The 12,480-nt window shown below is 70.6% G+C and carries 11 protein-coding genes; 7 read left to right on the top strand and 4 right to left on the bottom strand.

Translation table 11 applies throughout. The annotated features are described in order from the left end of the window. Nucleotide 1: 1 nt before the first annotated feature. Together Ae505Ps2_RS20655 and Ae505Ps2_RS20650 are read left to right on the top strand one after the other, a co-directional pair. Nucleotides 2-1,138 carry a class II histone deacetylase gene (locus tag Ae505Ps2_RS20655; protein WP_075333343.1) on the top strand — a complete coding sequence of 379 codons (1,137 nt, stop codon included), beginning with the start codon at nt 2-4 and terminating at the stop codon, nt 1,136-1,138. Between the two features lie 75 nt (nt 1,139-1,213). After that, nucleotides 1,214-1,942, top strand: coding sequence for an alpha/beta fold hydrolase (locus Ae505Ps2_RS20650; RefSeq protein WP_075553891.1), 729 nt, complete (start codon nt 1,214-1,216; stop codon nt 1,940-1,942). Here the strand turns inward: Ae505Ps2_RS20650 and Ae505Ps2_RS20645 are convergent. Continuing rightward, nucleotides 1,918-2,343 carry a VOC family protein gene (locus tag Ae505Ps2_RS20645; RefSeq protein WP_075333341.1) on the bottom strand — a complete coding sequence of 142 codons (426 nt, stop codon included), beginning with the start codon at nt 2,341-2,343 and terminating at the stop codon, nt 1,918-1,920. The two genes, Ae505Ps2_RS20650 and Ae505Ps2_RS20645, sit on opposite strands and share 25 nt — an antisense overlap. Before the next feature lie 111 nt (nt 2,344-2,454). After that, complete coding sequence (rfbB, locus tag Ae505Ps2_RS20640; RefSeq protein ID WP_075334242.1) at nt 2,455-3,435, bottom strand: dTDP-glucose 4,6-dehydratase; 981 nt, start codon at nt 3,433-3,435, stop codon at nt 2,455-2,457. A gap of 393 nt (nt 3,436-3,828) precedes the next feature. On the opposite strand from rfbB, the gene rfbA reads away from it, so the two are divergent. From rfbA to Ae505Ps2_RS20615, 5 genes are all read left to right on the top strand, one after another. Beyond that, nucleotides 3,829-4,707 (top strand): glucose-1-phosphate thymidylyltransferase RfbA, encoded by an 879-nt coding sequence (gene rfbA, locus Ae505Ps2_RS20635; protein ID WP_075553890.1) that lies wholly within the window; start codon nt 3,829-3,831, stop codon nt 4,705-4,707. 112 nt (nt 4,708-4,819) lie between these two features. Continuing rightward, the gene (locus Ae505Ps2_RS20630; protein WP_020621698.1) at nt 4,820-5,515 is read left to right on the top strand and encodes a response regulator transcription factor; all 696 of its coding nucleotides are present in this window, start codon (nt 4,820-4,822) and stop codon (nt 5,513-5,515) included. Between the two features lie 77 nt (nt 5,516-5,592). Then, nucleotides 5,593-6,975 (top strand): HAMP domain-containing sensor histidine kinase, encoded by a 1,383-nt coding sequence (locus tag Ae505Ps2_RS20625; RefSeq protein WP_249265312.1) that lies wholly within the window; start codon nt 5,593-5,595, stop codon nt 6,973-6,975. Next, entirely contained in the window at nt 6,972-7,466 is a 495-nt protein-coding gene (locus tag Ae505Ps2_RS20620; protein ID WP_020621700.1) for a hypothetical protein, read from the top strand. Before Ae505Ps2_RS20625 ends, Ae505Ps2_RS20620 begins: the two co-directional genes overlap by 4 nt. 342 nt (nt 7,467-7,808) lie before the next feature. Next, on the top strand, nt 7,809-9,692 hold the full coding sequence (locus Ae505Ps2_RS20615; protein WP_139320197.1) for a transglycosylase domain-containing protein: 1,884 nt from the start codon (nt 7,809-7,811) through the stop codon (nt 9,690-9,692). A gap of 134 nt (nt 9,693-9,826) precedes the next feature. On the opposite strand, the gene Ae505Ps2_RS20610 is transcribed toward Ae505Ps2_RS20615, so the two are convergent. Further along, entirely contained in the window at nt 9,827-12,061 is a 2,235-nt protein-coding gene (locus Ae505Ps2_RS20610; protein ID WP_139320196.1) for a hypothetical protein, read from the bottom strand. Nucleotides 12,062-12,291: 230 nt separating this feature from the next. Then, on the bottom strand, nt 12,292-12,480 hold a 189-nt coding region (locus Ae505Ps2_RS32730), incomplete at its 5' end, for a hypothetical protein (protein ID WP_212567654.1).

Raw genomic sequence — 12,480 nt, 5'->3', positions numbered from 1 at the left:
GATGACCGCGGGTGGGCCGGCCGGGCCGCCGCCGGCGTGGTTCTCGCACGAGCTGTGCTTCTGGCACGACCCCGGTGCGGGCAGCGGTCATCTTCCCGTCGGACCGGGGGTGGAGCCGCTGCGCCAGTTCGCCGTCGACCCCGACCTCCGGCGTGCCGAAGGGCTCGTCCGGCTGTCGGGCGTCCTGGACCGGTTCACCCGCCACACCCCTTCCCCCGCGCCCGATGCGGACCTGCTGCTCGTGCACACGCGCGAGCACGTCGACCGCGTCGAGGCGACCTCGGCCCGGGGCGGCGGCGACGCCGGGGTGTACGCCCCGGCAGGACACCACAGCGCGGCCGCCGCGCGGCTGGCCGTCGGTGCCTGCACCGCGGCCGTCCGGGAGGTGCTCGCCGGCCGGCACCGGCGCGCCTACTGCCTGGTACGCCCGCCCGGTCACCACGCCGAGCCCGACCGGGCCATGGGGCTGTGCCTGTTCAACAACCTGGCCGTGGCCACCCGGGTCGCCCAGCAGCAGGGCGCCCGCCGGGTACTGGTGGTCGACATCGACGTGCACCACGGCAACGGACTGCAACGCGTGTTCTGGGAGGACCCCGACGTCTGCTACGTGTCGCTGCACCAGGACGGACTGTTCCCGCCCGCATCGGGGACCGCCGCCGAGACGGGGTCCGGAGCGGGCGCGGGCACCACCATGAACGTGCCGCTGCCCGCGGGCACCGGACACGGCGGGTACGTGGCGGCGGTGGAGTCGCTCGTCCTCCCGGCCGCCAGGGCCTTCGGGCCGGACCTGATCCTGGTGGCGGCCGGACTCGACGCGGGCGCACACGACCCGATGGGGCGGATGATGGCGACCAGCCGCACCTTCCACACTGTCGTGGGCGCCCTGTGCGACCTCGCCGACGAGCTCTGTTCCGGGCGCATCGTCCTCGCACACGAGGGCGGCTACTCCGCGTGGTACCAGCCCACCCTCCTGCTGTCGGTCGCAACCGCGGTGGCCGGTCTGCCCGCCCCGGACGACCCGTTCCTGCACTCCCTGGAGAACCTTCCCGGGCAACGACTCACCCCGCACCAGCGGCGGGTCGTCGATCACCTGCAGGCCCGTCATCCGCTGCTCGCCGCGCCGGCGGTGGTGTCATGACCGGCTGGCTCGCCGCGCTCGGCCGCCGCACCGGCCGGAGCCGGCCGGAGCCGGCCGCAGCCCGTCGGTCGGATCGTGGTCCTGCCGCACGCAGGCGGGTGGCCGTCGGCGTTCCGGTCGTGGATCGGCCTCGTCCCGGCCGACGTGGAGCTGCTCGCCGCCCACCTGCCGGGTCGCGGGACACGCTCGACCGAGACACCGCTGCGCCGGACCGGGCCCATCGTGGCGCAGCTGGCGGACGAGGTCGCCGGTCGCGACCCGCTGCCGACGGTCGTGCTCGGGCACAGCTTCGGGAGCGTGCTCGCCTACGAGCTGACCCGCGCGCTCGAACGCCGCGGGATGCCACCGCGGCTCGTCGCCGTCTCGGCGCGCCAGCCACCGTGCTTCCCCAGCCGGCCGCCCTACTCGCACCGGCTGAGCGACGACGACCTGGTCCGCCACGTCCATCGCATCGGTGGCGCCCCCGACGGAGTCGCCGATCCTGGGGGGCTGCTCCGTCCCTCGCTGCCGGCCATCCGGGCGGATCTGGAGGCTCTGGAGACCTACCGACGTCCACCGAACGGGACGAACGTCCCGATCGTGGCCCTCTGCGCGACCGACGACCCGATCGTCATCGCCGAGCGCATGTTCCTGTGGTCGGTGGAGACGACCTCGGACTTCCGCAGGCTCTCGTTCGACGGCGGTCACTTCTACCTGTACCGCAGCTCCGCTGCGGAGACGATCGTCCCCGTTCTGCTCGACGCGCTCCGCGCCGACACGGCGGTGGGCCCGGCCGTGGCTCAGGTGGTGGCGTCCTCGGCGTAGAGGGCGGCGAACTCGGCCGAGGGTTCGATGGGGGTGATGACGTCGACGAGGACGCCGTTCGGATCCGCGACGATGAAGTGCCGCTGCCCGAACGGCTCGTCCCGCAGCTCCAGCTCCGGCGTCACCCCACCGTCGACGACGACTCGCTTCCACTCGGCGTCGACGTCGTCGACCTCGATGTTCACCAGGAGCCCCTGGACCGGCCTCCGGTAGGCGCTGGGCAGCGTGGGGTGATCGTGGGCTATCAGCGCGAGCTCGAACGGGCGGGAGCCGGGCGATCGGAGACTGACGTACCAGTCGGCCTCGAACGTCGTCTCGAAACCCAGGCGGTCGACGTAGAAGTCCCTCGACTGTTCGATCCGGTCCGTGCACAGGACCGGGTACACACTGGCTGGCCGCATGACTCTCCCCGTCGCCCAGAAGACCTGGCGATCATAGCGACGACCGACATGTCCGTGGCGTCCCGTACGGGCGATCTCGGCACCGGACCGTGTACGCCTCTCGACGCGCGCTCAGGCCGCGGCCGGGCTCATCGACCTCCACCAGACGCGGTTGCGCCTGTACCACTCGACGGTGCGCCGCAGCCCGTCGTCGAACTCGACCTGCGGCCGGTACCCGAGCTCGGCGCGGATCTTCGACCAGTCGACGCAGTAGCGGCGGTCGTGCCCCTTGCGGTCGGCGACCCGTTCCACCATCGCCTCCGACGCACCCACCAGCTCAAGCAGCCGGCGGGTGAGCTCGATGTTGCTGAGCTCGGTCCCGCCGCCGATGTTGTAGACCTCCCCGGGGCGGCCACCGACCGCCACCATGGCGATGGCCCGGCAGTGGTCGTCGACGTGGAGCCAGTCGCGCACGTTGCGGCCGTCCCCGTAGAGCGGCACCGGGCGACCGTCGAGGAGGGTGAAGACGAACAGCGGAACGAGCTTCTCCGGGTACTGGTGCGGCCCGTAGTTGTTCGAGCAGCGGGTGACGCAGACCGGCAGCCCGTGCGTCCGGTGGTAGGCCAGAGCCAGCAGGTCCGACGCGGCCTTCGACGCCGAGTACGGCGAGTTCGGCTCGAGCGGGTCGGTCTCGACCGACGCACCTGTCTCCACCGACCCGTACACCTCGTCGGTGGAGACGTGCACGAACCGCTCGACGCGACCCTCCAGCGCGGCCTGGAGCAGCACCTGGGTCCCGACGACGTTGGTCGAGACGAACTCGGAGGCTCCCTCGATCGACCGGTCCACGTGCGACTCGGCCGCGCAGTGGACCACCACGTCGACGCCGCTCATCGCCGCGGCGACGGTCTCGGCGTCGCGGATGTCGCCCGGCACCACCCGCAGGCGCGGCGAGTCGCGCACCTCGGTCAGGTTGGCGAGGGTGCCCGCGTAGGTGAGCAGGTCGAGGACCACGACCTCGGCTCCGGCGAGCGCCGCGTAGCGGTCGGCGAGGACGGCCCGGACGAAGTTCGAGCCGATGAACCCGGCACCACCGGTAACGAGAATCCGCACGTAGAGAACCTTCCAGGGGATCGGGGCTGTCGGCCGACCCGTGTCGGCCGGGACGTCGCCCACGGTGGGCCTCCCCTGTCCGCACCTCGTCCTCGTCGTGTCGCGATGGCGTCACAGTCCGCCGTGCCGGCCTGCTGCGACCCGTCGGCCGTTGTGACGCAATCACGACACGGCGAGCACACGGTGATGACCTCGCGCGAGCATCGTGGGGCGACGAGACGGACCTCAGGGACGGCGTCGCCGTCCGACGGCAGCTACGACGAGCGGGCTGCGCGAGACCCGAAGGAGCTCCGTGGTGCACCCCACCGATGTCTGCGCAGACGGGCACGTGATGTCCGACGCGGGTCCCGGCGCGCAGCTCGGCCGCCCTGCGCACGGGGCTCTGGGGCAGCGGTGAAAGGAATCATCCTCGCCGGCGGCAGTGGGACCCGCCTCGATCCGCTCACCCGGGTCGTGTCCAAGCAGCTCCTGCCCGTCTACGACAAGCCGATGATCTACTACCCGCTCTCGACGCTGATGCTCGCCGGCGTCCGGGAGATCCTGGTGATCAGCACGCCCACCGACCTGCCGGACTTCCGACGGCTCCTGGGCACCGGCGCCGAGCTCGGCCTGGAGATCACCTACGCCGAGCAGCCCTCCCCCGACGGCCTGGCACAGGCGTTCGTGATCGGCGCCGACCACATCGGGGACAGCGCCTCGGCGCTGGTGCTGGGCGACAACATCTTCCACGGACCCGGCTTCTCCGGGATGCTCCACCGCAGCATCGAGGGCCTGAACTCCGGCGACGGCTGCGTGCTGTTCGGGTATCCGGTACGCGACCCACAGCGCTACGGAGTGGGCGAAGCCGACCCGCAGGGCAGGCTGATCTCCATCGAGGAGAAGCCCGCAGCCCCGCGCTCGGACCGAGCCATCACCGGGCTGTACCTCTACGACCAGCAGGTCGTCGACATCGCGCGTTCGGTGCACCCGTCGGCCCGCGGCGAGCTGGAGATCACCGACGTGAACCGGGTCTACATGCAGCAGGGGTCGGCGCGGCTGGTCGACCTGGGCCGCGGCTTCGCGTGGCTCGACACCGGCACCCACGAATCCCTGCTCGAGGCCGCCGACTACGTGCGCGTGCTGGAGAACCGGCAGGGCGTGCGCATCGCGTGCGTCGAGGAGGTCGCGCTGCGCATGGGCTTCATCGACGCCGACGCCTGCCACAAGCTGGGGGAACGCTACGGCGCCTCCGGCTACGACGCCTACGTCATGGAGGTCGCGGCCACCTTCTGAGCGACGCCCCGGCGACCGCACACCGTCCATGAACAGAGTCAGCGACCACTCGACACCGGGCCGCGGTGGTGGCCCGGCAGCGGCGTGTCCGCTCGTGCGTCATGATGTTGACATGGCGCGGGCCCTGCTCATCGAGGACGACACGTCGGTCGCCGAGGGTCTGCGGATCGCTTTGACCCACGTGGGACACGTCGTCGACTGCGCCGTGACCGGCTCCGAGGGCCTGGCCCGGGTCGCCGGGGGCGACTACGACGTCGTGGTGCTCGACCTGATGCTGCCCGACATCGACGGGTTCGAGGTGTGCCGGCGGTTGCGTGCCGCCGGATCGATCCCCATCGTGATGCTGACCGCTCGTGACGACGACATCGACGTCGTGGCCGGTCTGGAGGCCGGCGCCGACGACTACGTCGTCAAGCCGGTCGCCGGTCGTGTGCTCGACGCCCGCATCCGGGCCGTTCTGCGACGGACGGCCGAGAGACCAGCCGTGACGAGCGACGGCCGGCCGGAGATCGTGCGACAGGGCTCGCTCACGATCGACCGGCAGGCCCTGGTCGTCACCTCTCATGATCGCGTGGTGACGCTCACCCCGACGGAGCTGAAGCTGCTGCTCGAGCTCGCGGACGCGCCGGGCCGGGTGCTGAGCCGCCAGCAGCTGCTGTCGGCTGTCTGGGACCACAGCTACCTCGGCGACTCCCGACTCGTCGATTCCTGCGTGCAGCGGCTGCGCGCGAAGATCGAGGACGACCCCTCGTCCCCCACCGTCGTGCAGACCGTGCGCGGATTCGGCTACCGTTTCGGCGGACCGTGACCGACCGCACCGTCGATGCTCAGCTCGCTCCTGACGGTGTTCGCGCGTGGCCTCTCCGTGGCCTGCGCCTGCGTCTGGTGGTCGCCTTCGCGATGCTCGGCTTCGCGGTGGCCACCGGCGTCGCCGGTGTCGAGTACATCACCGCGCGAGACGCCATCGTGCAGCGGGCCCAGGACATCGCGGTGGCCAGGTTCCTCCGCAAGGTGGAGTCGCTCAAACCTCTCCCCGTACGGTCCGAGGGAGAGCTGTTGTCCGTCATCGGAGCCAGGATGGGTAGCCGGCCCGAGTACCCGGTGCTGGTCCTCCGCGGAGACGGTCAGGCCTCGTACGGGTTCGACCAGACCCTGGTGTCGCCCCAACTGCGCGATGCCGCCGCTGCCGGATACCTGGTCTCACAACGGGTCCGCCACGACAACGCCACCTGGCTCGTGACCGGTGTCCAGCTGTCCATGCAGGATGGGACGGGACCGCCCGAGGATCCGTCGACCCGGATCAGTGTCTTCGTGCTCGACTCGCTGACCGGTGAGCAAGCGGTCGTGGACAATCTCGCTCGCGACGCCTGGCTGGTCGGCGCCGCGGGAGTGGTCGTGGCACTCGGACTCGCGATGTTCGCCGCTCGCGGAGTGGTGCGTCCGGTGCGCGCGCTGCAGCAGACCGCGGCTCGGCTGGGTGCCGGGGACCTCGAGGCGCGGGCGACGGTCCCACCTGGCGGTGACGAGCTCGCCGCCGTGTCCGCGACCTTCAACGAGATGGCGGACTCGCTCCGCGACCATGTCGTCCAGCTCCGTCGTATGGAGACCGACGCACGCCGGTTCGTCGGCGACGTCTCGCACGAGTTGCGCACCCCCCTCACCGCGATGACCGCCGTCCTCGACCTGCTCGACGACACGGCAGACCAGCTGCCCCAGGACGCCGCTCGGGCGGTCCGGCTCATCGGCGTCGAGACCCGCAGCCTGACCCGGCTGGTCGAGGACCTGATCGAGGTGACCCGCTTCGACGCCGGCACCGCCACGCTGCGGGTGGACACCGTCGACATCGCCGACGCGATCCGGGCCACCCTCGATCGGCGTGGTCTCGTGGTCGACACCGACCTGCCCGACGGTGTCGTCGCCGTCATCGATCCGCGACGGCTGGACGTCATCGTGGCCAACCTGGTCGGCAACGCCGTGCGGCACGGAGCGCCACCCGTGCTGGTCACCGCCGGTGCTACGGCCGACACCGTCACCGTGCAGGTGAGCGACTCGGGACCCGGCATCGACGAGAGCTCGATGGAGGACGTCTTCCAGCGCTTCGTCAAGGCCGACCAGTCACGGAGCCGCTCCGAGGGAAGCGGTCTGGGGCTGGCCATCGCCCGCGAGAACGCCCACCTGCACGGCGGCACGCTGACTGCCGCGAACGGCCCGGACGGTGGCGCGGTGTTCACGCTGCGCCTGCCGCGGTACCCGGAGGGGCGCAGGTGAGGCGGGCACTCGTCACCGCGGGGCTGGCCGGCCTGCTGCTGGTCAGCGCATGTGGTGTTCGCCCCGGCGGAATGAACACCGTGGCGTCGGCACCTGTCGAGGCCCAGGTCATGACCGACGACCAGGTCCTGTCCGAGGTCGACCCGAACGTCCGCGAGATCTACCTGTTGTTCCGGGGGAAGCCCACTCCGGTGGTTCGGTTCGTCGGCCCCGTCGACGACACCGACCTGCTGCTCGTGCTGCTCGCCGGCCCGACGCCGGCCGAACTCTCGACCGGCGTGAGCACCGAGCTACCTCCGTCCGTCTCCCTGGTGAGCGCCGAACGTTCGGAGCAAGGTGTCGTCGTCACCCTCGCGAACGGTGGGACGCCCCTCGGGCGGCTTGCCGAGCAGCAGATCGCCTGCACCCTCATGACGCCGGACCACACGGAGGCGATGGTGTTCCTCTACGAGCTCGGCACCCAACCGCGTCTGCTGGCCTGCGAGTACTGAACGACGGCACACCGTCGTAACCATGTCACCGGTGAGCCCGCGACCGTGACACGCTCGCGACACGGTCGGGACATGACCACCGAACGACCCCGGCACCCTCGGCACGGCCACTACTCACCGTGACCGGAGGAGACCGTGCTTCCCCCCTCACCGGCCCGAGGGCCGAGACGAATCCCCCGGGATGCCGTCACACAGCCCGTGCCGGATGCCGTCACGCAGCCCCTGCCGGCGGTGGCGCCGGACGGTCCGGAGGCGGGTCGGCCGGGCACCGACCCCGCAGTTCCCAGTGCCGGGGAGGGCCCGGAGACCGGCACGCGGTCGTCGCGTATCCGGTCCCGGCGCGTGCACCGTCGCATCCTGATCGCCCTGGTCATCGCCGTCGTGGGGGCACCGGCAGTGCTGTTCGCGGTCGGATGGCTGATCTTCGCGGTGCCCTCGCCCGACGAGGCCACCCTCAAGCAGATCTCCACCATCTCCTACGCCGACGGCAGCCCCATGGTCCGGCTGGTCCCGAAGGGCGGGAACCGCGTCCGGCTTCCGCTGCAGGCCATCCCCCCGCACGTCCGTGACGCCGTCCTCGCCGCGGAGGACCGCACCTTCTACACCAACCCGGGGTTCGACCTGACGGGCATCGTCCGTGCCGTCGGGAAACAGCTCACCGGAGGCTCCGGCGGGGGCTCGACGATCACGCAGCAGTACGTCAAGAACGTCCTGGTGGGCAACGAGTTCAGCCTCACGCGCAAGTATCGGGAACTGATCGTCGCGGTCAAGGTCACCCAGCAGCTGCCCAAGGACGAGATCCTCCGCGGCTACCTCAACACGATCTACTTCGGTCGCGGCGCCTACGGGATCGAGACCGCGAGCCAGGCGTACTTCGCCAAGCCGGCTTCCCAGCTGACCGTCAGCGAGGGCGCGCTGCTGGCCGGCCTGATCCAGTCCCCGACGAACTGGGACCCTGCACGTGCCCCCGACGACGCTCGACGGCGGTGGGAGTTCGTCATGGACGGCCTTCTGGACCAGGACCGGATCTCACCCGGCGAACGGCGGGCCGCACGGTTCCCGCCGACCGTCGCACCGTCCGCCTCCACCGGCTGGTCCAGCCTCGACGGCGAGAACGGCCACATCGCCGACGCCGTGCGCGCCGAGCTGAGCGCGCTCGGCGTGGATGGCACCGCCATCGCCCGGCAGGGGCTGCGTGTGACGACCACGATCGACCCGTCCCGCCAGCGCGAGCTGGTCGAGGCAGTCCGCGAACAGGTGGCCGGCCAGCCCGAGGACCTGCGCAGCGCAGCGGTCGCGATCGACCCTGCGACCGGGGGCATCTCCGCCTACTACGGCGGCGACAAGGGGCTGGGTACCGACTACGCCCAGGTCCTGAAGCAACCGGGCATGACCTTCACCCCGTTCGCCGTGCTCGCCGGTCTGCTCTCCGACCCTCCGGTCGACACACGTGCGATCAGCTCGTCCCCCGGGGGCGCCACCAGCTGCACGGTCTGTGACCTGCGGCAGGCCCTCGCCACATCGGACACCGGCCTGTTCAGCCGACTCGCCAACCTGGTCGGTCCACCCGCCGTGGTCGATGCCGCCCGCAAGGCCGGGATCACCGCAGTGATCGACGCACCCGACGCATCCGTCGCGCTCGGCGTCAAGGAGGTCACACCGCTGCAGCTGGCATCCGCGTACGCCACGCTGGCCGCCGGCGGCGTCTACCACCCGCCACACCTGGTGTCGACAGTGGTGGACGTCAACGGGAACGTGCTCTACCAGCGACCGGAACGGGCCGGCGAGTACCGGTTCTCCCCGGAGACTGCTCGGGCGGTGGCGGAGACGATGATGTCGGTCCCGCCCCTCGGCGGGTTCGAGCTGCCCCAGGGGCAACAGGCGGCAGTTCAGCCCGGCACGGTCGGATCCCGCACCTACGGTCAGAGCAACGACGCCTGGTTCGCCGGCTTCACCCCGGTCCAGGCCGCGGTGGTGTGGATCGGGAGTGACCGCAACGTCCCCCTCCTGGACCAGGAGGGCACCCCCGTGACCGGCATCGGACTGCCCAGCGCTCTCTGGTATCGCTACATGGCCGGTGCGGTCCTCGACCTCGGCAAGGCCGACTTCCCGACGTTCGGGCAGGGTGACCCCGACACCGGCGAGCCTGACCTCGACGCCTCGTCCCCCACGGGCGGGACGGGGTGGGGCGGGTGCCCGGAGGTGTCGGGGTCGGAGAGGTGCTGATCGCCGACGCGATCATCACCCGGAGTCGGGCGGCGAGTCCTCGGACCCGCTGCCCGACCCGGATCGGTGGAGAACTCGGCGGCCTGCGTCGCAGCGCAGGCCGCCGAGTCGCACCGGCCCTGATGGCCCGTCGGTCAGCGCTTCGGCGGACCCCAGACCTGCACCTCAGCGAGGCTCAGGAACTCGTTGGGGTCTGCCTGCTGCACCATGACGTACCGGCCCCGGCTGGGGCCTGCGGGCTTGCCGGTATGGAGCATGATCTCCGACACGGTCGGCTGGTGCTCCATCGAGGTCGTCAGCGACGGGCTGGGTTGCTGCTGCACCCGAGCGCTGGTGACGCCCTGAGCCTTCCGCTGGTCCGGTGTGAGGGACGTGTCGAAGGGCTTGTCGGACACGAAGATCCAGTAGTCCTTCAGCCGCTCGGTGTAGCCGTCGGTCCGGTTCCACACCGTGACGTTGCTGATGTCGCGTGACTGCCCCAGGTCCACCTGCCACCAGGCCGGCACCCGGCCGTCTCCCCTGTCGGTGTGGATCACCTCGCCGTAGTTCAGGTGGCCTGCGGTCTTGCCGTCCACCGCGATGTTGGCGCCGACCGGAATGCCCTTGTAGAACCCGTAGGTCGACGACATCGACGCCGCACGCCCGACCGCGAAGTTCTCCGCGCCGTCCGGGCCGATCACCGGCGGGGTCGGCGGGGTCGGCGGGGTCGGCGGGGTCGGCGGCGTGGGCCGCGCGGCCACCGTCACCGGGTCCGTCGACGCGGTCTTGCCGCCACCGTCGCGGGCGACGATCACGTACTTGTCCGCAGCCCCGGTCGGGGACGGGTCGGTCAGCTCCACCGGCCGTCCCTTGTCCTTCTCCCAGAACCCGGGGGTCGTCGCCTTGCCCGAGGCGACCGGCTTCGCCGTGTCGTCGTTGCGGACCAGGTCGTAGGTGAGCTCGGTGTCATCGGGGTCGAACATCGCGTTCGACAGGGTCACCTTCACCGACTCCTTGCCGTCGGTCGTGAGCCGATCGGCCTTGATGGTTCCCGGGGCCTCCTTGGACGGGCCGTAGGCGTTCGGTGCCTTCGCGTGGGTGGCGAAACGGACGAGCCCCTGCTGGGGCTTGTTCAGCACAGCTCGGAACTCGCCGGCCATCGAGACGTACTCGGAGGTGCCGACGATGTTGTACACCGCCTGCTTCAGCTCCTGGTTGCCGACCGTCCACCTCGGGGCGAACTGCATCAGGTTCGACGTCCGGTAGGCCGAGAAGTCGTTCCCCCGGATGTCCTTGATGTTGTGCACCGAGCTCGGCGCGATCGACCAGGCCTGGGTGTGGAGGTTCGTGCCCTGCTCGGGGAACTTCCCCGCAGCCGCGCAGTTGTGGGCGTGGCTGGACGCGTACAGCACGCCGTTGACCGGGGCGATGCCATAGGTGTCACCAAAACAGTCGTTCAACCAGACGACCTCGCCCGTGGTCGGGTCGGCGGCCCAGGTGCCTTCCAGGTTCCCGAACTTCTCGTTGCCGGCGTGGCTCCACGCACCGCCGTAGATGTACTTGTCGTCGGCAGCCACCGACCACATGCCGGAGCTGGCATTGTCGTCGTCGAGCTGGGGCGTGTCGGTCGTCGGGGCTTCGCCGTTCGTCGTGACCTTGCCCATCGCGAACGGCAGGACCTGCCCGTTCGTGGCGTCGATCGACGCCACGGCGTTGGTCTTCGTCTCGCCGATCTGGTTGAAGCGGCCCCCGACGATCACCCGCGTGCGGGCCGGGCTCATCGTGATCGACTCGACCGGACGCGCGCCGAAGACCTGGGGGCTCCAGGCGTCGTCCAGGGTTGCGTCGGCGGCGTTGACGGCCGCGAGCTTGTTGTGCGGCTTGTCGTCGACCTTCTTGAAATCGCCGCCGAAGTAGACCTTGGAGCCAGCGGCGACGACCGCGTTCACCGTCGTCCCCACCTTCGGAAACCAGTTGTCGACGAGCTTGCCCGTCGGGAGGTCGATCGCCGCGAGGCGCGATCGGGTCTTGCCGTCGATGCTTTGGAAAGCGCCCCCGACGAACAACCGCTTCCCGTCCGGAGACGCCGCGACGGAATTGACCTCACCGTCGGCCTTCGGCGCGAAGGAGTCCACCAGCACGCCCGTCCGGATGTCGTAGGCCAGCAGGTTCGACCGTGGCGTCTCGCTGGTCCCCGGCGCCGCGCCCGCGGGGCGGGCCTTCTCGAACTTGCCACCGACGTAGACGATGTCGCCCACGACGACCTGGCTCCACACCGTCCCGTCGATCTGCACGGTCGGCAGCGGGTCCTGGGTGACCGTCGGGGGCAGGCCCGGTGGGTTCGGCTCGGACGCCGCCGCCACACCCTGCCCGGTCAACACCAGACTCACCGCGGTGACCGCAGCTGCCGTCACAGCTGCGAGTGCTCGTATTCTCGGTCTCATTTCTACCTTTCTCATTCCCTGCTCCATTCCTGGTCAGAGTGTTGTCCGTGCCGGGCGGCGCGGATGTCGGTCTCCATTAATCTCGCGGCGGTGGACTTTTGTCCGAGGCGAAATGGCCTAACGTCGGCGGCCTCGTCCACTACCCGATCGACTCCTAGTACTGCAACGGCAGTTGATCAGCTCGGGGGTCGTTCGCCGCGTCGGCGGTAGTGGCAGTCGCGGGCCTGTTGTTGGCGTTCACGGCGCCAGGTCGACCAGTGCATGACGTGGTCGATGCAGGTGAGCGGGGTGAAGGCGAGCGCGGCGAGGAGACGGCGGATCTCGTTGCCCGACAGCTGAATCAATGCGCGCCGGCTGGCTGAGGA

Origin of the sequence: Pseudonocardia sp. Ae505_Ps2, from assembly GCF_001932425.1 — a bacterium.
Taxonomy (GTDB): Bacteria; Actinomycetota; Actinomycetes; order Mycobacteriales; family Pseudonocardiaceae; genus Pseudonocardia.
Note: the sequence above shows the minus strand (reverse complement) of the source record. Positions and strands in the feature narration are given on the sequence as shown.